This window comes from Caulobacter sp., assembly GCF_049283275.1.
Classification (GTDB): Bacteria; Pseudomonadota; Alphaproteobacteria; order Caulobacterales; family Caulobacteraceae; genus Caulobacter.
In genome coordinates this window covers 1-23,611 of the sequence record NZ_JBAPVS010000070.1, presented here as the reverse complement: position 1 = coordinate 23,611, position 23,611 = coordinate 1, and the positions used below count along the sequence as shown (strand labels likewise).

Genomic DNA, 23,611 nt, shown 5'->3' with positions numbered 1-23,611 from the left:
TATCCGGAAGCCTTCGGATCGCGGATTTTTAACCCGCTCCGATGGAGGCCCCCGACGGGCAGGACGTTGGCGCGTCCTGGACCGCACGGGCGATTTCAGCCCGGGCCTGTTGACTTGCCCGCCCATCCAAAGCGCCGGAGCTTCGTCGCGACTGAGGCGAACCTGCTCCAACTCCAACCCTGGACGTCTCCGAGGAGACACGGCGGACAAGCCTTCCCGCTCGACCACCCCCGAAAGCCGCATCGGTCGCCGTACGTGCGCCCTTCCCATGCTCTCAGGTGGAATAAGTATGAGGCGGTTCTGAACGCGGCGGCGGTCGTGACGCTGATTATTTCTCAGGGTGTTGAAGTCGTTGGGATTTGTCTCGCCATCGGCGGGGATACAGCCCGCTCCATCCCCCTAAAGCTCCGCTCAGCCCGCCGAGGGTCGAAGAAACTCAGCGACCATGTCGGTTTCAGACGAGCTCGATCGTCGTCCCGAGAGCCGCTGTTCGCGGTCCGAGGCCCGCCTCGTGAAACGGAAAAGGGAGACCCTCGGCATGAGCGTGCGCGAACGGATCGACCAATACATCGCCGATCAGCCTCCGGCGAAGAGCGCGGAACTGCGGGAGCTGCACCGGCGCATCCTGGCGATTTCGCCCGACGCCCAGCTCTGGTTCCTGGATGGCCGAAACGACGACGGAAAGGTCGTCACCAACCCGAACATCGGCTACGGGTCGGCGACGCTCAGCTATGCCGGCGGGGACACCAGAGCCTTCTACAGGATCGGCCTGAGCGCCAATACGACCGGACTGTCGATCTATGTCATGGGCCTCAAGGACAAGACCTACCTGTCCCAGACCTATGGATCGCGGCTCGGGAAGGCCAAGGTCACCGGATACTGCATCAGGTTCAGATCCGTAGAGGACGTGGACCTCGACGTGCTCGAGGAGGTCGTCGCGGACGCCATGAGTCCGGGGCCGGCGGGCGGACTCTCGTGACCCCCTCTATGAAAAGCCCCTGACGTCATCCGCCAGCGGCGAGGCCGCGCCTTGAAACCTTGACGCCAGAGCTCCGATCCACCAAGGCTTTAAGGCGCGGCCCCATCCGGGGCGGATGGGGGCTTGCGCCAAGCGGACGTTTCAGAAGTCCGAGAAGGGTCGAAAGCCGACACCAGCGCCCAGCCCGCAATCGGACCACGCTCCGAGCCACCACCGCCCCCTAGACACCGCCCCCTCCCCAGCGCCATATCCGCCCATGCGCGACCACGACGCCGACGTCATCATCGCCGGAGCCGGCATGGCCGGAACCACCCTGGCGCTCGCCCTGGCCTCGGCGGGGGTGAAAACCCTGCTGGTCGATCCCCAGCCGTTCGACGCCCAGCTGGCCGCCAGCTTCGACGGGCGCTCGTCGGCCATCGCCTATTCGTCGTTCCGCCAGTGGCGGGCGATCGGAGCCGGCGAGGCCCTGGCGCCCCACGCCCAGCGGATCGAGCAGATCCTGGTCACCGACGGCAAGACGCCGGGTCCGGCCTCGGGCGGGCCCTCGCCGTTCTTCCTGCGCTTTGACAGCAGCGAGATCGCCGACCGCTCCGAGGGCGAGCCCCTGGGCTATCTGATCGAGAACCGCCAGATCCGCGCGGCCCTGGCCCAGACCGTGATCGACAAGGGCATCACCGTGCTGGCCCCGGTCGGCGCCCAGGCCCTGGAGGTCACCTCCGCCGGCGCGACCCTGACGCTGACGGACGGCCGAACCCTCAGCGCGCCGCTGGTGGTCAGCGCCGAGGGCCGGGGCAGCGTGCTGCGCAAGGCCGCCGGCATCGGCGACATCGGCTGGAGCTATGGCCAGAGCGGCGTGGTGGCCACCGTCCGCATGCAGCATCCGCACCAGGGCGTGGCCCACGAATATTTCCTGCCCAGCGGCCCTTTCGCCATTCTTCCGCTCACGGACAATCGCGCCAGCCTGGTCTGGACCGAGAGCACGGATCGGGCCGAGGCCCTGCGCCACGCCTCGCCCGAGGTCTTCCACGCCCACCTGATGCGGCGGTTCGGCGAGTTCCTGGGCACGGTCGAGATGGCCGGCCCGACCTTCATCTATCCGCTGTCGCTGTCTCTGGCCGAGCGGCTGGTGGCCCCGCGCCTGGCCCTGATCGGCGACGCCGCCCATGGCGTGCACCCGATCGCCGGCCAGGGGCTGAACCTGGGCCTGAAGGACGCCGCGGCCCTGGCCGAGGTGGTGGCCGAGGCCCTGCGCAACGGCGAGGACATCGGGGCCGAGGCGACCCTGGAGCGCTACGCCCGCTGGCGGCGGTTCGACAACGTGTCCAACGCCCTGGCCTTCGACGGCTTCGTGCGCCTGTTCTCCAACGACAATCCGCTGCTGCGCCTGGCGCGCGGGGTGGGCATGGCGGCGGTCAACCGCATCGCCCCGGCCCGGCGGTTCTTCATGCACGAGGCCGGCGGCGGCGTGGGCGACCTGCCCAAGCTGCTGCGGGGCGTGGCCATCTAGGCCTAAACGGCAAGCGCGGCCTTGCGGCGAGGCGGGGAAGCTCCAACCTAGGCGCATCGCTTCGTCGGCCGGACGCGGCGCCGGAGTTGCCTGATGACCGCCCAGACCACCGCGAAGACCGCCGCCCATCCTGAATTGAGGCGCGGCCTGACCGTGGCCATGGCGGTCGCCACCGGCGTCGGGGTGGCCAACATCTACTACAACCAGCCGATGCTGGGGGTGATCGAGGCGGACTTCCCGGGCCAGGCTCTGGCCGGCTTCATCCCGACCGCCACCCAGCTGGGCTACGCCCTGGGCCTGTTCCTGCTGGTGCCGCTGGGCGATCTGCTGGAGCGGCGCGGCGTCATCCTGCTCCAGTTCCTGGTGCTGGCCGCCGGCCTGGTCGCCGCCGCCCTGGCGCCCACCGTGGGCCTGGTGATCCTGGCCTCGCTGGTCGTTGGAGTCTGCGCCACCGTGGCCCAGCAGATCGTGCCGTTCGCCGCCCACCTGGCGACTCCGGAACGGCGCGGGGCGGCGATCGGGACGGTCATGGCGGGACTGCTGTGCGGCATCCTGCTCAGCCGCACCCTGGCCGGCTTCGTCGCCACCCATCTGGGCTGGCGGGCGATGTTCTGGCTGGGCGCGCCGATGGCCCTGGCCGCCTGCGCCCTGATGGCGCTGATGCTGCCCCGAAGCCGCCCCGAGGACGGCGGCCTGCGTTACGGACCGTTGCTGAAATCGCTGGGCGGCCTGTGGCTGGAGCTTCCGGCCCTGCGCCGCGCGGCGCTCACCCAGGCCCTGCTGTTCGCCGGCTTCACCGCCTTCTGGACCATACTGGCCCTGCACCTGAAGGAGCCGCGCTTTGGTCTCGGCGCCGACATCGCCGGCCTGTTCGGCGTGGTCGGAGCGGTCGGCATCCTGGCCGCGCCCCTGGCCGGCCGGGTCGCCGACCGGCGAGGGCCGCACCTGGTGATCCTTCTGGGCGCGGGGCTGTGCGTCCTGTCCTGGCTGGTGTTCGGTCTTTGGAACGCCTTGGCCGGTCTGATCGTCGGGGTGATCCTGATGGACTTCGCCGTGCAAGGCGCGCTGATTTCCAACCAGCACCTGGTCTACGCTCTGCGTCCCGAGGCCCGGGCTCGGATCAACACCCTCTTCATGGGGGTGATGTTCCTGGGCGGCGCGGCCGGGTCGGCCGGCGCGACCATGGCCTGGACCCTGGGCGGCTGGACGGCGGTGTCGGCCCTGGGCGCGGGCGCGGCCCTGCTGGCGCTGATCCTGCAGCTGGCCGGACGCAAGGCTTGGCCGTCGCGAGCCTAGTCTTCTAGGGCGCGGGCTTCCTCGGGCAGCATGATCGGCACGCCGTCGCGGATCGGATAGGCCAGCTTGGCGGTGTTGCTGATCAGTTCGCCCCGGGCGCGGTCATAGAACAGCGGCGCGCGGGTGACGGGACAGACCAGCACCTCCAGCAGGCGCGGGTCGAGATCGGCGGGCGGCGGGGGCGGTTGGGCGGTCATGGGTGTGTTTCTAAGCGGTTTTCGAAGCGCCGCACACCCCCTCAGTCGCTTCGCGACAGCGCCCCCGGAGGGGGAGCATCGCTACTGGATCATCGTCGGGTCGTCGTCGTCGCCCGCCGCGTCGATCTCCAGCAGGGCCACCAGGGTCTCGCGGCGTTCGACCAGGGTCGGCGCCTCCAGCAGGGCCTGCTTCTCGACCGGCTCGAACGGCAGGGCCATGGCCAGGCTGTTGATCAGGGCGTCCGAAGGCGCGGCCTCGGCGCTGCTCCAGTCGATCTCCAGGCCGCGATGGTCCAGATAGCGGCGCAGGGCGTCCAGCAGCGGCGAGGCGTCGCTGCCCGTCGCCGTGTGCGGCGAGGCCTCGCGCAGATCGTCCTCGAAGGTGGTGAAGTCCGCCCGCACCTGGCGATAGGGCGCGCGGGCCGGCAGCTCGTCGCCGACCCGGAAACGGCACACCCCGGTCAGGGTGACCAGATAGCGGCCGTCGCTGGTCTCGGCGAAGCTGGTCACCCGGCCGGCGCAGCCCACCGGGGCCAGGTTGGGCCGCTCATGATCGCCGCCCGGCCGGGTCTGGACCATGCCGATGATCCGCTCGCCCGACATGACGTCGTCGAACATGTTGAGGTAGCGCGGCTCGAAGATGTTCAGCGGCAACTGGCCGCCGGGCAGCAGCAGGACGCCGTCCAGCGGGAACACCGGGATCACCATCGGCAGGTCGTCCGCTCTTCGATAGGATCCCGGCATGCGACGCTCCCCTTTGAAGCCTAACTGAACAGGATCGATGACAAACGCTTGCGGCCGGCCTTGGCCACCTCCGACGCATAGCCGGCGGCCTCGAACACGGTCAGCAGTTGCTTGCGCGCCGCCTCGTCGTTCCAGACACGGTCGCGTTCGATGATGGTCAGAAGATGGTCCGAAGCGGCCTGAAGATGGCCGGCGCCCGCCAGGGCCTTGGCCAGCTCGAAGCGGGCCTCGTGGTCGTCGGCGTCGGCGGCCAGGCGCTTTTCGAAAGACGCGGTCTCGGAGGGGGCGTCTTCGGCCAGGGCCAGGGCGGCGCGGACGCTGTCCAGGTCCGGGTCCTTGGCGTCGGCCGGCGCGGTGGCCGCGACCTCGGCCGCGCCCTCAAGGTCGCCGCCGGCCTGGTAGCAGCGGGCCAGGCCGCCGATGGCCTTGAGGTTGGCGGGATCCATCTGCAGCACCTGGGCGAAGGCCTGGGCCGCGCCGCCCAGGTCGCCCAGGTCCAGCGACTCCCTAGCCATGGCCAGCAGGGCGTCGACGTCGCTTTCGGGCGGCGGGCCGGCCAGGCGGTCGATGAATTGCTTGATCTGGCTCTCGGGCACCGCGCCCTGGAAGCCGTCGACCGGCTGGCCGTTGACGAAGGCATAGACGGTCGGGATCGACTGCACGCGCAGCTGGCCCGAATAGCCGGGGTTCTTGTCGACGTCGATCTTGACCAGCTTGACCGCCCCGCCGGCGGCGTTGACCGCCTTTTCCAGGGCCGGGGTCAGCTGTCGGCACGGGCCGCACCAGGTGGCCCAGAAGTCGACGATCACCGGCTGGGTCTTGGAGGCCTCGATCACGTCGGCCATGAAGCTGGCGTCCGTGCCGTCCTTGATGTGCGCGCTCTTGGCTCCCCCTTGCCCATTGGGGCCGCCGGCTTGGATGGGAGCGGGTTTTTCGCCGATCAGGGCCATGGGGTCTCTCTATGCACGCGGGTCTTGAACGCACGGGGCCGCCGAACGGATCGGCGGGCGGGATCGGAGCGTCCGTCTTGGCGGTCAAGATGGTCCCTCGGCGCGCGGATCGCAATCGGGGGAAGCGCCTTATTGAACCACCGTCATGGCCGCGAAATCGACGATCATCGGCGTGATTCCCAGCGCCGCCAGGAACCGCCGGAAGCCATCCTGCGAGACGGCCGTGGTGGCGTCGTTGGCCAGCGGGTGGAAATTGACCGGATCGGCCTGGGCCAGGGCGGCGTCGAGCACGAAGCGCACGCGGTGCGCGACGTCGTTGATCAGGCCCAAGGCGGTGACCGAGCCCGGGGTCACGCCCAGGGTCTCGAGCATCAGCTCCGCATTGCCGAACGACAGCCGGCCCGAGCCGATCACCGTGTGCAGCCGCTTCAGATCGATCGCCGTCTCGCCCAGGGCCGAGATCAGCCACAGCTGGCCCTTGGCGTCCTTGAGGAACAGGTTCTTGGTGTGGCCGCCGGGCAGGGCCGCCTTGATCTCCAAGCCCTCCTCCACCCGGAACACCGGCGGGTGATCGAGCGTGGAATGGGCGACGCCGTGGGCGTCGAGGAAGGAAAACAGGTCGGCGCGGCTCTTCATGGGGGACTTCCTAGCCGAGCTCGCTGCCGCTAGACCAGACTCAAGACCAGTTAGGGAAGAAGAGAGCCAGCATGGAACTGGAGTGCTACCCGACCGAGAACCGTCCGCCCGAAATCGTGCCGGGACGGCCCCAGCGGGCCTGGATGGACCACTTCGCCGACCGCCACCCCTATCGCTGCCTGCCGCTGACCATGGCCAACACCACCGGCTGGGAGATCCTGTGCCCGGTGGGCTTCACGGCCACCTGGGACGGCGGAGCGCACCAGAGCTGCATCACCTTCCGGCCCGACCATCCGTATCCGGGTTTCGATGATTTCGTGAAGTCGCACTTCTCGCGCGGCACCGTCACCTTCCACACCGGCTATCTGTTCCGCACCCCGCCGGGCTGGTCGATCTGGACCATGGGTCCGCCCAATCACATCAAGGACGGCATCCAGCCGCTGGCCGGGCTGGTCGAGACCGACTGGCTGCCCTTTCCCTTCACGATGAACTGGCTGTTCACCCGCCCCGGCACAATCCGCTTCGAAAAGGGCGAGCCGTTCTGCTTCTTCATGATGATCCAGGACAAGCCGCTGGAGCAGGTGCAGCCGGTGATCCGCTCGATGAACTCCAACCTCGACCTGCGCAAACAGTACGACGCCTGGGCCGCCCAGCGCGGGGACTTCAACGCCCGGATCTTCAAGCGCGAACCCGAGGCGATGAAGGAGGCGTGGCAGCGCTTCTACTTCAAGGGCGAATACCCCGAAGAGGTCGAGGCCCCCGCCCCGACGGCCCACGTCAACAAGCGCCGGCTCAAGGCGCCGAAGCTGGGCTCGTGAAGACCCGACCGGAGATCTTCGCCTAGGGTGCGGCGACTTCAAGCGCCGTGCGTGGTCCTCGTCCTTCGACAAGCTCAGGATGAGGACCATTGTGGGCTGAGGACCCTAGTGCGGCCCTAGCCGTAGAAATCCTCATCCTGAGCTTATCGAAGGACGAGGAGAACGCAGGGCGCTTGAATGTCGATACGCTCCCCATGCGTCGCTCCGCCCACTCCATCGGGTTCCTATTCCATGCCAGACACTCTGCTTGACAGAGTATTCAGATATGTCACTCTGAATTACAGAGAACTCTGAACACTCACGTCACGAGAGGATCGCCATGGGCATTTCCAGGAGCGAGGCGGTGTCCGCCCTGACCGATATCGAGAGCACGGCCGGCCGCAGCCGGCTGCTGAAGGGCTATCACGTGGCCGGGCCGATCCTGATGGCCTGGGGCGTGATCTGGGCCCTGGGCTATACGGCCATGGGCCTGCTGGAGCCTGAGCAATGGGGTCTGATCTGGCTGGTGCTGGACGGGATCGGCGTGGTGGCGACGATCCTGCTCAGCCGGGCCGGCAAGGGCGCGGCCAGGACCGGACAGGGCTGGAAGATCATGGCCGGCGTCCTGGCCATCCTGGTCTTCTACGCCGCCACCTTAGCGCTCTTCCAGCCGACCTCCACGGCCACCGCGATCGCCTATCCGGGCGTGGTGACCGGCCTGGTCTATGCCGGCGTCGGCATCGCCTACGCCCCGCGCTACCTGTGGATCGGCGCGGCGGTGTTCGCCGCCAGCCTGGTCGGCTACTTCTTCTTCCAGCCTTGGCTGGCCTTCTGGATGGCGGCGGTCGGCGGCGGCGGGCTGTTCGTGGCCGGCCTGTGGCTGCGGAGGGCGTGAGCATGGCGCAGTTGGACGAGCTGATCCATCAGCCCCTGCGGCTGAAGATCATGGCCGCGCTGCACGCCGAGCGCGACGCCGACCCCGTGGAATTCTCGCGCCTGAAGACCATCACCCAGGCGACCGACGGCAATCTGGGCAGCCACCTGACCACCCTGGAGAAGGCCGGCTATGTCGAGATCGCCAAGGACTTCGTCGGCAAGCGGCCCCGCACCCGCGTGGCCCTGACGCCGGTCGGCCGCAAGGCGTTCCGCCGCCACGTGGACTATCTGCGGGCCGTGGTCGAGGGCGTGGACGGCGACGACTGACGCGCCGCCTTGGAGGACGGATGCGGTAAGGGGATACGCAAACCCCCTTAGCGCAGAACCCCTTAGGGGTGGGCCCCGAATATTCCCGCCCCCGGGGGAGGGCTATTGAGACGGTCAGTCGAACCCGTTCCCGCGTCGCGCGGACCTCGGGGACTTCAGGACCAAGACGATGACCCACCAGCCCATCGACCTCGCCGTTCACCACCAGCCCAAGGGCGCGTCGGACGCTGTCGCCTACGGCTTCGTCAAGGCGCTGCGGTTCTGCGCCGACACCTTCTTCGCCAAGCGCTACGGCCACCGCGCGGTGGTGCTGGAAACCGTGGCCGCCGTGCCCGGCATGGTCGGCGCCACCCTGACCCACCTGAAGTGCCTGCGCCGGATGGAAAGCGACAAGGGTTGGATCAAGACCCTGATGGACGAGGCCGAGAACGAACGCATGCACCTGATGACCTTCATCGAGGTCGCCAAGCCGACGCTGTTCGAACGCTTCGTAGTCGTCGCCGCCCAGTGGGTTTTCTACCTGTTCTTCTTCGGCCTCTACCTCGTCTCCTCCAAGACCGCCCACCGCGTGGTCGGCTATTTCGAGGAAGAAGCGGTGATCAGCTACACCCACTATCTGGCCGAGATCGACGAGGGCCGCTCCGAGAACGTGCCGGCGCCGCAGATCGCGCTGGACTACTGGAGCCTGCCCGCCGGCGCCACGCTGCGTGACGTGGTCGAGGTGGTCCGCGCCGACGAGGCCCACCACCGCGACGTCAATCACAGCTTCGCCAACGAACTGCGCGGCCTGCCGCAAGGGGTGATCGCCCCTTGCCCGCCGCATGTGGTGCTGGAGCCGAACTGGAAAGCGGCGGCCTGACGCCGCCTCCCCGCTTAGGTCCGCACGCGCCCCGAGGTCCCCTCCTCGGGGCGCTTTGCTGCCTGGTGCTCCACCCAAAAAGCTTCGTCATTCCCGCCCTTGTGGCGAGAACCTCTCTGTCCGCCGAACGGGCAGGAGTGTGGCGCGCCAGCGCGCCAAGGCGCTTCAACGTCAGCTGAACCAGGGGTTCCCGCCACAAGGGCGGGAATGACGGCTGGAAAGGGATGGGCTGAAACGGGCCGAACGTCGTCAGCCTCTAGACGGCCTTCACCGCCGAGACGATCGACTTGACCACCTTCTTGACCAGGGCCGGGTCGTCGCCCTCGGCCATGATGCGGATCAGGGGCTCGGTGCCGGACGGGCGGACCACGATGCGGCCCGCGCCGTTCAGCTGGGCCTCGCCGTCGGCGATGGCCTCCATGACGGTCTTGTGCTCCAGCGGCTTGCCGCCGGCGAAGCGGACGTTCTCCAAAAGCTGCGGCACCGGCTCGAACTGGCGGCCCAGGGCGCTCATCGGCTTGCCGGTCTGGATCATCACCGCCAGCACCTGCAGGGCGGCGATCAGGCCGTCGCCCGTGGTCGAGAAATCCGACAGGATCACGTGGCCCGACTGCTCGCCGCCGATGTTGAAGCCGCCCTCGCGCATGCGGGCCATCACATAGCGGTCGCCGACGCTGGTGCGCTCAAGGGTCAGGCCGTTGTCGGTCATCAGGCGCTCGAGGCCCAGATTGGACATCACGGTGGCGACCACGCCGCCGGCGTTCAGCTTGCCGGCCTTGGCGAAGGCCAGGGCGACGATGGCCATGATCTGGTCGCCGTCGACCACCACGCCCTTCTCGTCGCAGATCACCAACCGGTCGGCGTCGCCGTCCAGGGCGATGCCGATGTCGGCGCGGTATTCGCGCACCAGCTTGGCCATGGTCTCGGGATGGGTCGAGCCGCACTCGGCGTTGATGTTGGTGCCGTTGGGAGCGACCCCGATCGGGAACACCTCGGCGCCCAGCTCGTAGAGGGCTTCGGGGGCGACCTTGTAGGCCGCGCCGTGGGCGCAATCGATGACGATGCGCAGACCCGCCAGGCTCATATGGCGCGGGAAGGTGGCCTTGACGATCTCGATATAGCGGGCCTGGGCGTCGTCGATGCGCTTGACCCGTCCCAGGTCGCGCGGCGAGGCCAGGCCTTCCTGCAGGCCCTCGTCCATCAGGGCCTCGATCTTCAGCTCCTGGGCGTCCGACAGCTTGTAGCCGTCGGGACCGAACAGCTTGATGCCGTTGTCGGCGAAATTGTTGTGCGAGGCCGAGATCATCACCCCCAGGTCGGCCCGCATCGAGCGGGTCATCATCGCCACGGCCGGGGTCGGCAGCGGACCGAACAGGCGCACGTCCATGCCAACGCTGGCGAAGCCGGCGACCAGGGCCGGTTCGATCATGTAGCCCGACAGCCGGGTGTCCTTGCCGATCACCACCAGGTGGCGGCGGTCGTCCTGCGAACGGAACAGCTTGCCGGCCGCCAGGCCGACCCGCAGGGCGACCTCGGCGGTCATCGGATGCTTGTTGGCCTGGCCGCGGATGCCGTCGGTGCCGAAATAGGCGCGCTTGCTCATGGTCTTGATCTTGTCTCGCCTGAGCGTGACACCGTCACGCTCCAATTGTCCGGTTGGGGTCATTCCTTCGGAATGACCCGGGGTCTCGATCGGAACGCGAAACGATCCGAAATGCAGATTTATGAGAGCCGTGCTGAAGCGAATGCTAAAGGCGGCGCTCGAAATAAACCGTGTCGACAGCAATAGTCCCAGGCGCGGTGTTCTACAAAGGATCATGGCCCATGTGCGGCATCATCGGCATCGTCGGAAAACAGCCCGTCGCGGACCGCCTGGTCGAGAGCCTCAAGCGGCTGGAATACCGCGGCTATGATTCGGCCGGCGTCGCCGCCCAGGTGGACGGGGTGCTGCAGCGCCGCCGCGCGCCCGGCAAGCTGCGCGAGCTGGAAAGCCTGCTGGCGCATGAACCGCTGATCGCCACCACCGGCATCGGCCACACCCGCTGGGCCACCCACGGCGCCCCGACCCTGCGCAACGCCCACCCGCACATCGTCGGGCGCGTGGCGGTGGTCCACAACGGCATCATCGAGAACTTCGCCGAACTGAAGTCCGAACTGGTCGCCGCCGGCCGGGAGTTCCAAAGCGACACCGACACCGAGGTGGTCGCCCACCTGCTGGACGCCGAACTGGCCACCGGCCTGTCGCCGCTGGACGCGTTTCAGGCCACGCTCAAGCGCCTGCGCGGCGCCTTCGCCCTTTGCATCCTGGTCGGCGGCGAGGACGAGACCATCCTGGCGGCCCGCAACGGCCCGCCGCTGGCCCTGGGCTATGGCGACGGCGAGATGTTCGTCGGCTCCGACGGCCTGGCCCTGGGTCCGTTCACCAACCGCATCGCCTATCTGCACGACGGCGACCACGCGATCATCGACCATGCCGGCGCCAGGATCTTCGACCAGGCCGGCGCGCCCGTCGACCGGCCGATCAAGGTGGTCCCCGCCTCGGCCGTGCTGATGGAGAAGGGCAACTACCGGCACTTCATGGAAAAGGAGATCCATGATCAGCCGGAGGGCTGCCAGCACACCATCTCGGCCTATGTCGACGCGATCAGCAACCGCACGGCCATGCCCGAGGGCCTGGGCCTGGCCGATCTGGAGCGCATCCAGATCGTCGCCTGCGGCACCTCCTATATCGCCGGGGTGATCGGCAAGTACCTGATCGAGCAGCTGGCCGACCTGCCGGTCGATGTCGAGGTCGCTTCGGAGTTCCGTTATCGCCAGCCGGCCCTGCGCGCCGGCTCGCTGGTCATCGCCATGTCGCAGTCGGGCGAGACCGCCGACACCCTGGCGGCCCTGCGCTACTGCCAGGCCAAGGGCATGCGCAGCGCCGTGGTGGTCAACGCCACAGAGTCGACCATGGCCCGCGAGGTCGACGTGGTCCTGCCCATCCATTGCGGACCCGAGATCGGCGTGGCCTCGACCAAGGCCTTCACCGCCCAGGTCAGCGTGATGATCGCCCTGGCCGTGGCCGCGGCCAAGGCGCGCGGCAGGATCGATGAGGCCGAAGAGCAGCGGATGGTCCGGGTGCTGCTGGAGGCCCCGCGCCTGATCGCCGAGGCCATCGGCCTGGAGGACGCCCTCAAGGAGATCGCCGTCGACATCGCCAAGGCCAGGGACGTGCTGTTCCTGGGGCGCGGCCCGATGTCGGCCCTGGCCCTGGAAGGCGCGCTGAAGCTGAAGGAGATCAGCTACATCCACGCCGAGGGCTACGCGGCCGGCGAGCTGAAGCACGGCCCGATCGCCCTGGTCGACGACCAGACCCCGATCATCATCCTGGCCCCCTATGACAGCTATTTCGAGAAGTCGGCCTCGAACATGAGCGAGGTGATGGCCCGCGGCGGCCAGGTGGTGTTCATCACCGATCCGGAAGGCGCAAAGCACGCCCCGGCCGGCGCCCGAGTGGTGGTCACCGCCCCGGCCAGCGACCCGCTGGTCTCGACCCTGGTGATGTCGGCCCCGATCCAGCTGCTGGCCTATCACGTGGCCGTGGTGAAGGGCGCGGACGTCGACCAGCCGCGCAACCTGGCCAAGTCGGTGACAGTGGAATAGCCCGCGGCGTCCGCGGCGCGAAAGCCTAGGGCGCGAACACCAGCGTCCGGGCGAAGAACGGCAGCAGGTCGGTCTGGACCCGGCCCGTCTCGCCCCAGGTGCGGTCGCCCCAGCCGCCGACATATTCCTCGGCCTCGTGCGGCACGCCGTATTCGGTCAGCAGGCGCGAGAAGGCCTGGTTGGAGACCACGTGGTCGGGATTGGGGTCGCCCCGCGTCCAGTCGAACTTGAAGCCGCGCAGGGTCTTGAGGTTGTCGGCGTAGCGTCCCACCGCGCGGTCCAGCAGGAAGCCGTCCTGCAGCTTCTCGGTCAGGGCCGCGTCGATGACCAGCTTGCCGTCCACCTTGCGGGCCGGCAGGTCGACATAGAGCGGCGGCTTGGCCGGGTTGGGCAGGTGGGCCTGGTAGATGGCGGTGAACAGCTGCGAGAACGGATCGGCCTTCAGGTCGTCCAGCGACCTGGCGCCCTGCAGCAGGTCGAAGTTGGGCCGCGAGGACATGGTCTGCAGTCCCAGCCCCGTGCCGACCGGATGCAGGGCGTAGACCGCGCCGAATACGTCGGGATGGCGCATGCCGAAGGCGATGGCGCCGTGTCCGCCCATCCGGTCGCCGGCCAGGCCTCGCGAGTCGCGTGTCGCCAGCGTGCGGAACTGGCCGTCCGTCCAGGGGACCAGATCCTTGACCATGAAGTCGCGCCAGTTCCCCGTGACCGGTGAGTTGGCGTAGATCGAACCGCCCAGCGGCGTGCTGAAGTCGGCGGCGACCACGATCACCGGCGGGATCGTCCCGGCCTTGATCGCCCGATCCAGCAGCCCTTTCAGGTCATGCTGGTCGAAGGCGGCGCGCTCGTCCTCGAAGATGTTGTGCAGATAGTAGATCACCGGATAGCGCCGCCCGGAGCTCTCGTAGCCGTCCGGCAGATAGACCCGCGCGCGCCGCTGGCCGCTGATGCCGATCCTGGCGCCATCGAAAGCCTTCGAGGCGATCTCGAAATCCCGAACCTGGCTCTGGGCCAGGGCGGGCGGGGCCGCGAGCAGGGCGATGAAGGCCACGAGCAGCAGGCCAAGCCGGATCATCGGACTCTCCGTGTCACATCCAGGGAGAACGCCACGCCACTCAACTTCAGTGCGAAAAGAAACGCCCGACAGTGAGGCTTAATTGCGACCGACTTCAAGCCCGCGGCCATGGGTTTCGGTTCGCGTGATAATGAGAACAAAATAGGAACACTTGACGTCCGAATCTGACGCAACGCCTCTCTAGATTGAACCTATCGCTGCTCTCAAGCGCCGCCCGACAAGCGGCCCAAGGCGCGGCGGTTCTGCAATTTTAGCAGCTATGTTTTTGAAAAATTTGGAGAATTGAAATGACCAATTACGTTTTCGCCGACGACTATCGCCTGCCGGGCGATCCGGACGACACGCTGAGCTTCCAGCGCGCGTTTGTCGCCTCGAACGAGGTGCGCATGCTGGCCAAGGTCTACACCGTCAGCGCCCCGGTGCAGTTTCCCCGCGGCGGCACGGCGCTGAAGGGCTGCGGGATCGGCGTGACCTTCCTGCGCTCGAACAACGCCTCCCAGCCGGTGATCCTGATCCCGGCGGCCACGGACTACGTCACGATGGCGGACTTCACCGTCGACCATCTGGGCGTTGCGACCGCGCCCGGCGGCGACGGGGTCAAGCTGCAGGTGGCCGCCAACTACAGCTGGGACAACGGCGTGATCACCAACGTGCGCGCCAATTTCAACTACATCGGTTGGAACCTGGGCATGACCGCCTACACCACGCTGGTGAACTGCGGCGCGTCGAACAACGTCTCGCACGGCTTCAGCTTCACCTCGAACGGCGCCTACGCCCACAACCCGCTGCAGTACTACCTGACCAAATGCACCGCGACCCTCAACGGCGGCGACGGTTACCACTACGCCAGCCAGGGGACCGCTCCGGCCACCTCGGTCGGCGCCCTGGAGACCTGCGTCACCTACAAGAACACCGGTCACGGCGTGGCGGCTCTCGGCCTGCAGACCAATCCGATCGCCAGCATCCGCATCGACGGCGGCTTCTACGGCGAGGACGGGGGTCACGGGATCTATCTGGACACCTGGGGCGGTCAGCACCTGATCAGGCCAGGGTTCATCGAGCTCTCGGGCGACTGCGGCATCTACCTGTCCGATCACAACCATCAGGTCCAGGTCGGCCCGACCATCATCACCAACAACGGCCAGGACGGCATCCTGGCCAACTGCCCGGACGTCACGATCACCGGCGGCCAGTTCCTGGCCAACGGACGGCTGAGGAACGTGGGCCGCTCGAACGGCATCTACTTCTTCGTGAGCGGTTCGGGCGTGGTCAGCGGCGTGCGGGCCCGCTCGATCGGCGGTCAGCAGGACTGGGGCGTGGTGACCAACGCCGAGGTCCTGCTGGTCGGCAACGACCTGCGTGACAACAACCTCGGCGCCCAGACGGGCGTGACCAACCCGAACTCGACCGGCAACCGCGTCTAACCGGCTCGGACGCCTGATCTAGCGTCCGCCCCACGGCGTCCGGGAATTTTCCACCGGGCGCCGTGGGTTCAGCGCTCGCCGTCGAACATGTAGTCACGGGTGATCGGCAGGGCGCCCACCTTCTTGGCCACCTGGATCTGGAAGACCATGTGGCCGCCGTAGCGGAAGCCCAGCTCGGCTCCGCACAGGTAGAATTCCCACATCCGCCGGAACCGCTCGTCGAACATCAAAGGGATGTCCGGATCGGCCAGGAACCGCAGGCGCCAGTGCTTGCAGGTCTCGGCGTAGTGCAGGCGCAGGATCTCGATGTCGGTGATCCACAGGCCGGCCGCCTCGATCGCCTTGACGATCTCCGACAGGCCCGGGATGTAGCCGCCTGGGAAAATGTACTTGGCCGTGAAGGCGTTGGTCGCGCCGGGGCCGCTCATGCGGCCGATCGAATGGATCACCGCGCTGCCGTCGTCGGCCAGCAACCGTTTGACGGTGTCGAAATAGGTCTGGAAGTTCGGCGCGCCCACGTGCTCCAGCATGCCGACCGAGACGATGCGGTCGAAGGTCTCGTCGAGGTCGCGATAGTCGGTCAGGCGGAACTCGACCTGGTCGGACAGCCCCGCCTTTTCGGCGCGCTCCCTGGCCAGGGCCAGTTGCTCGGTCGACAGGGTGACCCCCGTCATCTTCGCCCCGTGGTCGGCCGCCAGGGTCAGGGACATGCCGCCCCAGCCCGAGCCGATGTCCAGCACCTTCATGCCCGGCGTGATGTTCAGCTTGGCGCCGATATGGGCCTTCTTGGCGACCTGGGCCTCTTCCAGCGTCATGTCGGGCCGCGCGAAATAGGCGCAGCTGTACTGCATGTCCTTGTCGAGGAAGCGTTTGTACAGCTCGTTGCCCACGTCGTAGTGGTGGGCGACGTTGCGGCGCGAGGCGATGCGGTCGTTGACCGACTGCACCGTGCGCTTGAGCGCCTTGCGGGCCCGGGTCAGCGGCGTGCCGCGCTTGGGCGTGCGGCCGCCGCTCTTGCCGACGATCTCCAGCAGGTCCCACAGGGTCCCCTGCTCGATCTTCAGATCGCCTTCCATATAGGCCTCGCCGAGGCCGAGGCTGGGATTGGCCACCAGGCGGCGCAGGCCGCGCCCGTTGACCCGCATCGTCACCGACGGACCCGAGCCGTCGCCGGCCTTGGTCGTCGAACCATTGGGCAGGTGGACGGTCAGGTCGCCGACCTTGACCATCTTTTTCAGCAGCGCTTCGATCATGGCCGCGAAACTAAACCCAGCTTCGCGGCCTTTGACAGACCGAAATTTTCGTCCGGCTCCCCTTGAAAACCCCACCTAAAAAGCCAAAGAGGCCCGCGAACCGGTCAGTGCTCGCTGTCGAGGTGGGCCATCTGGGCTTCGGCGTAGCGCGTGCCCGCCGCCGCGTCCTTGGGCACGGCGTGCTCGATCGCGGCCAGGTCGCCGGCCGACAGGACGACGTCCAGGGCGCCCAGCGACTCGGCGAGACGCGCGCGGGTGCGGGCTCCGACCAGCGGCACGATGTCGTCGCCCTGGGCCGCCACCCAGGCGATGGCGATCTGGGCGACGCTGACGCCCTTCTCCTGCGCGATCTTCCGCAGGGCCTCGACCAGGGTCAGGTTCTTGTCGACATTGTCGCCCTGGAAACGCGGGGAATGGCTGCGGAAGTCGCCCGCGGCCTTGCCCTGGTCCTTGTCCCAGTGGCCGCTGATCAGGCCGCGCGACAGCACGCCGTAGGCGGTCATGCCGATGCCCAGCTCGCGCAGGACCGGCAGGATCTTGTCCTCGACCCCGCGGGTGATCAGCGCGTACTCGATCTGCAGGTCGACGATCGGATGGACGGCATGGGCCTTGCGGATGGTTTCGACGCCCATCTCCGACAGGCCGATGTGGCGCACATAGCCGGCCTGGACCATGTCGGCGATGGCCCCGACGGTGTCCTCGATCGGCACGTTGGGGTCCAGGCGGGCCGGGCGGTAGATGTCGATGTGGTCGACGCCCAGGCGCTGCAGCGTATAGGCCAGGGCGGTCTTCACCGCCGCCGGGCGGCCGTCGAAGCCGATCCAGCCGGCCCCGGGATCGCGCTGGGCGCCGAACTTGACGGAGATGACCGCCTGATCGCGCTTGGAGCCTTTCAGGGCTTCGCCGATCAGCATCTCGTTGTGGCCCATGCCGTAGAAGTCGCCGGTGTCGATCAAGGTGATCCCGGCCTCCAGGGCGGCATCGATCGTGGCCAGGCTCTCGGCGCGGTCGGACGGTCCGTACATGCCCGACATGCCCATGGCGCCCAGGCCCAGGGCCGAGACGACCGGACCGGTCTTGCCGAGTTGACGCGTTTGCATGGGAAGTCTCCGAAGTCGGTGATGTTCGATGACGGGACTATGCGCCGCCGCTTCTCGTGCGATAATCCGTTCATCACCGCACGAGCTGTTCGGAAAATCGCACAATGGCCCAGCCCGACCTTGCCGATCTCGACGCCTTCACCGCCGTGGCGCGGGCCCGCAGCTTTCGAGGCGCGGCGAGCCTGCGCGGGGTCTCGGCCTCGTCGCTTTCCGAAGCCCTGCGCCGGCTGGAGGCGGCTCTGGGCGTGCGCCTGCTCAACCGCACAACCCGCAGCGTCACCCCCACCGAGGCCGGCGAGCGGCTGCTGGCCAGGCTGACCCCCGCCCTGGCCGACGTCGGCCTGGCCCTGGACGAGGTCAACGCCTTCCGCGACAGCCCGATCGGCGCCCTGAAGCTGAACGTGCCGGGCGCGGTGTCACGGATCGTCTTCCCCGACCTGATCCCCCGCTTCCTGGCCGCCCATCCCGGCGTGCGGGTCGAGGTCACGGCCGACGACGCCTTCGTCGACGTGCTGGCCGCCGGTTACGACGCCGGGGTGCGCTACGACGAGCGGCTGGAGAAGGACATGATCGCCGTGCCCCTGGCCGGGCCGCAGCGGTTCGTGGTGGTCGCCTCGCCGGCCTATTTCGCAAAGCACGGCCGCCCGGTCCATCCGCGCGAGGTGCTGAACCATCCCTGCATCCGCCACCGCTTCGCCAGCGGGACCAGCTATGCCTGGGAGTTCGAGAAGCAGGGCGAGGTGATCCGCGTCCAGCCCGAGGGGCCGCTGATCACCAACAGCGGCGAGCTGGAGATCGCCGCCGCCGAGGCGGGGGTGGGTCTGCTGGCCACCTTCGAGGGCTTCGTGGCCCCGGCCATCGCCGCGGGACGGCTGGAGACCGTGCTCGACGACTGGCTGCCGCCGTTCAGCGGGCCCTATCTCTATTATCCCAGCCGTCGCCACATGCCCGCGCCGCTGCGGGCGTTCGTGGATTTCGTGAAGGCGGAGCGGAAGTAGGCGCCGCTGGACGCGCCACCGCCGTCACGCCGCCTCGTGCAGAACCCGTCCAGTACGGGTGAAATCTGCCCCCTACGCCCTGCGCTGAGCGCCGCATTAGAAAGCCTGTTCTTGCGTCCAGGGCTCTCGGGGCGTAACGGGTCCGCTCCCGCCGTCGATGGGCGGGCTCAAGACATGAATTGGAGGCTGCGATGGGTTACCGGGTCGCCGTGGTCGGCGCCACGGGCAATGTGGGCCGTGAGATGTTCAACATCCTCGAGGAACTGAAGTTCCCCGTGGACAAGATGCATGCGATCGCGAGCCGCAAATCCATCGGCGTGGAAGTCTCGTTCGGAAACAAGACCCTGCACTGCGAGGACCTGGAGCAGTTCGACTTCTCCAAGGTCGATATCGTGCTGATGAGCGCCGGCGGCGCCATCTCCAAGGCCTGGGGCGAGAAGATCGGCGCGGCCGGCCCGATCGTCATCGACAATTCCAGCCACTTCCGGATGGATCCGGACGTGCCGCTGGTGGTGCCGGAAGTGAACCCCGACGCCGTCAACAAGCTGCCCAAGAACATCATCGCCAACCCCAACTGCTCCACGGCGCAGCTGGTGGTGGTGCTGGCTCCCCTGCACGCCGAAGCCAAGATCAAGCGGGTGGTCGTCTCGACCTACCAGTCGGTCTCGGGCGCGGGCAAGGAAGGCATGGACGAGCTGTGGGAGCAGACCAAGGGCGTGTTCGTCCTGGGCGCCCCGCCGCCCAAGAAGTTCACCAAGCAGATCGCCTTCAACGTCATCCCCCACATCGACGTCTTCATGGAAGACGGCTTCACCAAGGAAGAGTGGAAGATGATGATGGAGACCAAGAAGATCTTGGACCCCTCCATCAAGCTGACCGCCACCTGCGTGCGCGTGCCGGTCATGGTCGGCCATGCCGAGTCGGTGAACATCGAGTTCGAGACCCCGCTGGACGAGGACGACGTCCGCGAGATCCTGCGCGACGCCGACGGCGTGCAGGTGGTCGATAAGCGCGAGGACGGCGGCTACATGACGCCGAAGGAAAGCGCCGGCGAGTTCCCGGTCTATGTCTCGCGCATCCGAACCGACCCGACCGTGGAAAACGGCATCGCGCTGTGGTGCGTGGCCGACAACCTGCGCAAGGGCGCGGCGCTGAACGCCGTGCAGATCGCGCAGCTGCTGCATGAGAAGGGTCTCATCAAGCAGAAACTCCCGGCCTAAGCCGCCTTCCGCAACAAGCGGGTGGACGATTTCAGGGGCTTCCGGGACATCAGGTCCCGGGAGCCCTTTTTCATTTGCGACCGCACCAGAGATTCGAGGGGAATGAAGTATGTCGGCGGATTTGACCAAGAGCCCGGATGAAGCCCGGACAGCCTTGATCGCCGGGGTGGGCTGCTACCTGCTGTGGGGCTTCCTGCCGCTGTATTTCCACCTGCTGTCGATCCTGGGCGTCAGCTCCTGGGAGATGATCGCCCACCGCACCCTGTGGGCCGCCCCTTGGGCGTTCCTCGCGGTGCTGCTGGCCAAGCAGGGCGGGCAGGTCGCGGCCGTGCTGCGCCAGCCCAAGACCTTGCTGGTGCTGGCGCTCTCGACGATCGCCATCTTCACCAACTGGTCGATCTACGTGTTCGCGGTCAACGCCAACCACGTGATCGAGGCCAGCCTCGGCTATTACATCAACCCGCTGATGAACATGGCGGCCGGGGCCCTGCTGTTCCGCGAGCGGATCAGCCGCGAGGGCGCGATCGCCATCGGCCTGGCGGTGGTGGGCGTGGCGATCCAGACGGCCGCCCTGGGCCACCTGCCGGTGATCTCGCTGGGCGTGGCGCTGAGCTTCTGCATCTACGCCATCCTGCGCAAGCAGGTGAAGGCCGACGCCCAGACCGGCCTGTTCATCGAGTGCGCCTACCTGGCCGTGCCGGGGCTGGCCTACGTGCTGCACCTGCAGGCGACCGGCGTCGGCCACCTGGGAACGGGGATCGGCGTGACCACCCTGCTGCTGCTGGCCGGACCGGCCACCGTCGTGCCCCTGGCCCTGTTCGCCTGGTCGGCCCGCCGCATGCCGCTCAGCGCCATGGGCTTTTTGCAGTTCATCGCCCCGACCCTGCAGTTCCTGATCGGCGTCGCCCTGGGCGAGGCCTTCACGCCGATGCGCGCCCTGTCGTTCGTGTTCATCTGGCTGGGCGTGGCGGTGTTCGCCTACGGGGCGTGGAAGCGGACGCGGGCGGTGGCGGTTTGATTTCCTTTTAGATCCGCTCATCCCGGCATTCGCCGGGATGAGCGGTTGAAATGGGATTGGCGACCCGGCTGCATTCACGCCATCCTCCCCATCCATGACCGGTCCCGTGCATCCCCCGTGCGACGAAGGCGTCATCCGGGCCTGTCGCGGTTCGGACGGCCCTGCGCCGCGCAAGCGCCTGGCCCTGGCCGCCACGGTGCTGGGCTCGAGCATGGCCTTCATCGACGGCTCGGTGGTCAATGTCGCCCTGCCGGCCATGCGCACCGCCCTGAAGGCCGACGCCGGTCAGGTGCAGTGGATCGTCAACGCCTACCTGCTGCTGCTGGGCGCCCTGGTGCTGATCGGCGGTTCGGCCGGCGACCGCTATGGACGACGGCGGGTGTTCGTGATCGGCGTCCTGCTGTTCGCGGCGGCCTCGCTGGGCTGCGCCCTGGCCCCGGACGCCGGCTGGCTGATCGCCGCCCGCGCCGTGCAGGGGATCGCCGCGGCCCTGCTGGTGCCGGCCAGCCTGGCGATCCTGGGTTCGACCTTCGACGACACCGAGCGCGGCGCGGCGATCGGCGCCTGGGCGGGCTTCGCCTCGGTGACCACGGCCATCGGCCCGGTGCTGGGCGGCTGGCTGGTCGACCACGTCTCGTGGCGCGCCATCTTCCTGATCAACATCCCCCTGGCCGTCGCCACCGTCGGACTGGCCCTGGCCGCGGTGCGCGAGAGCCGCGACCCGGAGGTCGAGCACCTGGACTGGCGCGGCGCGATCCTGGCCGCCTCGGGTCTGGGCGCGGTGACCTGGGGCCTGACGGCGGCGGGTCAGCGCGGCTGGACCAGCCCCGCGGTCTGGGCGGCCCTGGCGGCCGGCGCGGCCCTGCTGGCCGGCTTCCTGGTCAGCCAGGCCCGCGAGAAGCATCCGATGATGCCGCTGGCCCTCTATCGCTCGCGGACCTTCAGCGGCGCCAACCTGCTGACCCTGGCGCTGTATTTCGGCCTGACGGGGGCCCTGTTCTTCCTGCCCTACGAGCTGATCGCCCGCCATGGCTATTCGGCGGCGGCGGCGGGCGCGACCCTGCTGCCGTTCTCGCTGATCATGGGGACCCTGTCGGGCGTGAGCGGCAAGGCGGCCGACCGGTTCGGGGCCCGGCCGATGCTGACCCTCGGGCCGATCCTGGCCGGGATCGGCTTTGGCCTGCTGGGCGCGCCCTGGCTCGGCTCCGGCTTCTGGACCGGCGTCCTGCCGGGCCTTCTGGTGGTCGCCCTGGGCATGACCATCGCGGTCGCGCCCCTGACCAACACGGTGATGAGCGCGGTGGCCGCCAGCCACGCGGGCGTCGCCTCGGGGATCAACAACGCCGTCGCCCGGATCGCCGGCCTGCTGGCCGTGGCGGTACTGGGCCTGATCTATTTCGCGCCGGGACCGCAGGGCTATCCGTGGGTGATGGGCGTCAGCGCCGTGGCGGCGGTCGGGGCGGGGATCGTGGGTTGGCTGATGATCGCGCCCAAACCCTCGACCACCGGTCAGAGCGCCGAATAGGCCGCCTGGATCAACCGCACGGCGCGCGGGTCGCCGATCAGCTCGATCCCCTGCTTGTTCATAACATAGGCCCCCGACACGCCGCGCGAGGGGTCGGCGAAGGCGCACGAGCCGCCCCAGCCGCTGTGGCCGAAGGCCTGAGGCGTCGGGCCGTAGAAGAAGTTGGGCGTGTTGCGCATGAAGCCCGCGCCCCAGCTGATCACGAAGGGCAGGACCAGGTCCTGGCCGACGATCCGCTCGGCCGAGGCTTCCGCGATCAGGGCCGGCGACAGCACCCGGACGCCGTCCAGTTCGCCGCCCGAGGCCAGGGCGCCCATCAGCCGGGCCAGGGCCGGGGCGGTGGCGTGGCCGTTGGCCGAGGGGATCTCGGCCCGCCGCCAATCGGCGGTCCCTCGGCCGCCAGGGGCCGCCCATTTGGTCATGAAGGCGGCCTTCACCGCCTCATTCATCGCGCCGAACTTGGGCAGGCCGGTCGGCCGCATCAGCTCGGCGCAGCGGGCGTGCTGGCTGTCGGGCAAGCCGATCCACAGGTCCAGACCCAGCGGTTCGGCCAGGTCCTCGCGCAGGGCGGTTCCCATGGTCCGGCCGTCGACCCGGCGGAAGATCTCGCCGGCGGTGAAGCCGAAGGTCACCGGGTGGTAGCCGCTGGCCGAGCCGATCGGCCACAGCGGCGCCATGGCCGCCAGCTTGGCGGTGGTGGCGTCCCAGTCGAACCAGATCGCCGGATCGGTCTCGTCCGGAAAGCCCGACAGGCCGTCCTGATGCGACATCACCTGGCCGACCGTGACGTCCTGTTTGCCGGCCTGGGCGAACTCCGGCCAGACCGAGGCCACCGTCTGGCCGTAGGTCAGCTTGCCCTGGTCCACGAGCCGGGCGATCAGCAGGGCCGCGACGGCCTTGGTGGTCGAGAACAGCGGCGTCAGGGTGTCGGGCCCGAACGCGACCTCGTGCTTGCGATCGGCGTAGCCGCCGATCAGGTCGACGACGACCTCGCCGTGGATGGCCAGGCTGAACCGCGCGCCCAGCTCGCCGCCGTTCTCGAAGTTGGCGGTGAACGCATCGCGGACGGCGGAGAAGCGGTCGGGGCAGAAGCCGGTGATGTCGACGGTCATGGGAAGGGGTCTAGCGCAGGGCGCTTCCCTTTGTCATCCACCGCCAGATCCTCCCCCTCTGGGGGAGGTGGCC

Annotated in this window: 22 protein-coding genes; 13 read left to right on the top strand and 9 right to left on the bottom strand. The window is 68.2% G+C overall.

The window, feature by feature from the left end; translation table 11 throughout:
- The first annotated feature begins 538 nt into the window (after nucleotides 1–538).
- From WAL33_RS03490 to WAL33_RS03480, 3 genes are all read left to right on the top strand, one after another.
- Entirely contained in the window at nucleotides 539–979 is a 441-nt protein-coding gene (locus WAL33_RS03490; protein WP_422178528.1) for a DUF1801 domain-containing protein, read from the top strand.
- A 256-nt stretch (nucleotides 980–1,235) separates the two neighbouring features.
- On the top strand, nucleotides 1,236–2,486 hold the full coding sequence (locus tag WAL33_RS03485) for a UbiH/UbiF/VisC/COQ6 family ubiquinone biosynthesis hydroxylase (RefSeq protein WP_422178526.1): 1,251 nt from the start codon (nucleotides 1,236–1,238) through the stop codon (nucleotides 2,484–2,486).
- 93 nt (nucleotides 2,487–2,579) lie between these two features.
- Complete coding sequence (locus WAL33_RS03480) at nucleotides 2,580–3,782, top strand: MFS transporter (RefSeq protein ID WP_422178524.1); 1,203 nt, start codon at nucleotides 2,580–2,582, stop codon at nucleotides 3,780–3,782.
- On the opposite strand, the gene WAL33_RS03475 is transcribed toward WAL33_RS03480, so the two are convergent.
- The 4 genes from WAL33_RS03475 to WAL33_RS03460 form a co-directional block, all read right to left on the bottom strand.
- On the bottom strand, nucleotides 3,779–3,979 hold the full coding sequence (locus WAL33_RS03475; protein WP_422178522.1) for a Trm112 family protein: 201 nt from the start codon (nucleotides 3,977–3,979) through the stop codon (nucleotides 3,779–3,781). The genes WAL33_RS03480 and WAL33_RS03475 overlap by 4 nt on opposite strands.
- Nucleotides 3,980–4,060: 81 nt before the next feature.
- Complete coding sequence (locus tag WAL33_RS03470) at nucleotides 4,061–4,723, bottom strand: LON peptidase substrate-binding domain-containing protein (RefSeq protein ID WP_422178520.1); 663 nt, start codon at nucleotides 4,721–4,723, stop codon at nucleotides 4,061–4,063.
- A gap of 20 nt (nucleotides 4,724–4,743) precedes the next feature.
- Nucleotides 4,744–5,673 (bottom strand): thioredoxin, encoded by a 930-nt coding sequence (gene trxA, locus WAL33_RS03465; RefSeq protein ID WP_422178518.1) that lies wholly within the window; start codon nucleotides 5,671–5,673, stop codon nucleotides 4,744–4,746.
- A 129-nt stretch (nucleotides 5,674–5,802) separates the two neighbouring features.
- On the bottom strand, nucleotides 5,803–6,309 hold the full coding sequence (locus tag WAL33_RS03460; protein ID WP_422178516.1) for a prolyl-tRNA synthetase associated domain-containing protein: 507 nt from the start codon (nucleotides 6,307–6,309) through the stop codon (nucleotides 5,803–5,805).
- Nucleotides 6,310–6,380: 71 nt separating this feature from the next.
- Here WAL33_RS03460 and WAL33_RS03455 point away from each other — a divergent pair, with 71 nt between their 5' ends.
- From WAL33_RS03455 to WAL33_RS03440, 4 genes are all read left to right on the top strand, one after another.
- Nucleotides 6,381–7,127, top strand: coding sequence for a DUF6065 family protein (locus WAL33_RS03455; RefSeq protein WP_422178514.1), 747 nt, complete (start codon nucleotides 6,381–6,383; stop codon nucleotides 7,125–7,127).
- Nucleotides 7,128–7,446: 319 nt separating this feature from the next.
- Nucleotides 7,447–8,001 carry a hypothetical protein gene (locus WAL33_RS03450; RefSeq protein WP_422178512.1) on the top strand — a complete coding sequence of 185 codons (555 nt, stop codon included), beginning with the start codon at nucleotides 7,447–7,449 and terminating at the stop codon, nucleotides 7,999–8,001.
- A 2-nt stretch (nucleotides 8,002–8,003) separates the two neighbouring features.
- Nucleotides 8,004–8,309 carry a winged helix-turn-helix domain-containing protein gene (locus WAL33_RS03445; protein ID WP_422178510.1) on the top strand — a complete coding sequence of 102 codons (306 nt, stop codon included), beginning with the start codon at nucleotides 8,004–8,006 and terminating at the stop codon, nucleotides 8,307–8,309.
- A gap of 169 nt (nucleotides 8,310–8,478) precedes the next feature.
- Entirely contained in the window at nucleotides 8,479–9,168 is a 690-nt protein-coding gene (locus WAL33_RS03440) for an alternative oxidase (protein WP_422178508.1), read from the top strand.
- Nucleotides 9,169–9,424: 256 nt separating this feature from the next.
- Here WAL33_RS03440 and glmM read toward each other — a convergent pair whose 3' ends face one another.
- Entirely contained in the window at nucleotides 9,425–10,771 is a 1,347-nt protein-coding gene (gene glmM, locus WAL33_RS03435) for a phosphoglucosamine mutase (RefSeq protein WP_422178506.1), read from the bottom strand.
- Nucleotides 10,772–10,992: 221 nt separating this feature from the next.
- Here glmM and glmS point away from each other — a divergent pair, with 221 nt between their 5' ends.
- Nucleotides 10,993–12,813 carry a glutamine--fructose-6-phosphate transaminase (isomerizing) gene (gene glmS / locus WAL33_RS03430; protein WP_422178504.1) on the top strand — a complete coding sequence of 607 codons (1,821 nt, stop codon included), beginning with the start codon at nucleotides 10,993–10,995 and terminating at the stop codon, nucleotides 12,811–12,813.
- Between the two features lie 25 nt (nucleotides 12,814–12,838).
- On the opposite strand, the gene WAL33_RS03425 is transcribed toward glmS, so the two are convergent.
- A complete protein-coding gene (locus WAL33_RS03425; protein WP_422178502.1) occupies nucleotides 12,839–13,888 on the bottom strand; it encodes an alpha/beta hydrolase in 1,050 nt (349 codons plus the stop codon).
- A gap of 287 nt (nucleotides 13,889–14,175) precedes the next feature.
- Here WAL33_RS03425 and WAL33_RS03420 point away from each other — a divergent pair, with 287 nt between their 5' ends.
- On the top strand, nucleotides 14,176–15,312 hold the full coding sequence (locus WAL33_RS03420) for a hypothetical protein (RefSeq protein ID WP_422178500.1): 1,137 nt from the start codon (nucleotides 14,176–14,178) through the stop codon (nucleotides 15,310–15,312).
- Between the two features lie 68 nt (nucleotides 15,313–15,380).
- Here WAL33_RS03420 and WAL33_RS03415 read toward each other — a convergent pair whose 3' ends face one another.
- Nucleotides 15,381–16,565 carry a class I SAM-dependent methyltransferase gene (locus WAL33_RS03415; protein ID WP_422178498.1) on the bottom strand — a complete coding sequence of 395 codons (1,185 nt, stop codon included), beginning with the start codon at nucleotides 16,563–16,565 and terminating at the stop codon, nucleotides 15,381–15,383.
- A gap of 104 nt (nucleotides 16,566–16,669) precedes the next feature.
- Complete coding sequence (locus tag WAL33_RS03410; RefSeq protein WP_422178496.1) at nucleotides 16,670–17,665, bottom strand: aldo/keto reductase; 996 nt, start codon at nucleotides 17,663–17,665, stop codon at nucleotides 16,670–16,672.
- A gap of 104 nt (nucleotides 17,666–17,769) precedes the next feature.
- Between WAL33_RS03410 and WAL33_RS03405 the strand changes: the two genes are divergently transcribed.
- The 4 genes from WAL33_RS03405 to WAL33_RS03390 all read left to right on the top strand — a co-directional run bounded on the left by WAL33_RS03405 (nucleotide 17,770) and on the right by WAL33_RS03390 (nucleotide 22,426).
- A complete protein-coding gene (locus WAL33_RS03405; protein ID WP_422178494.1) occupies nucleotides 17,770–18,663 on the top strand; it encodes a LysR family transcriptional regulator in 894 nt (297 codons plus the stop codon).
- 191 nt (nucleotides 18,664–18,854) lie between these two features.
- The gene (locus tag WAL33_RS03400) at nucleotides 18,855–19,883 is read left to right on the top strand and encodes an aspartate-semialdehyde dehydrogenase (protein WP_422178492.1); all 1,029 of its coding nucleotides are present in this window, start codon (nucleotides 18,855–18,857) and stop codon (nucleotides 19,881–19,883) included.
- A gap of 109 nt (nucleotides 19,884–19,992) precedes the next feature.
- Nucleotides 19,993–20,901 (top strand): EamA family transporter RarD, encoded by a 909-nt coding sequence (rarD, locus tag WAL33_RS03395; RefSeq protein WP_422178490.1) that lies wholly within the window; start codon nucleotides 19,993–19,995, stop codon nucleotides 20,899–20,901.
- Nucleotides 20,902–21,007: 106 nt separating this feature from the next.
- On the top strand, nucleotides 21,008–22,426 hold the full coding sequence (locus tag WAL33_RS03390) for an MFS transporter (protein WP_422178488.1): 1,419 nt from the start codon (nucleotides 21,008–21,010) through the stop codon (nucleotides 22,424–22,426).
- Here WAL33_RS03390 and WAL33_RS03385 read toward each other — a convergent pair.
- Entirely contained in the window at nucleotides 22,411–23,538 is a 1,128-nt protein-coding gene (locus WAL33_RS03385) for a serine hydrolase domain-containing protein (protein WP_422178486.1), read from the bottom strand. The genes WAL33_RS03390 and WAL33_RS03385 overlap by 16 nt on opposite strands.
- Nucleotides 23,539–23,611: the final 73 nt, after the last annotated feature.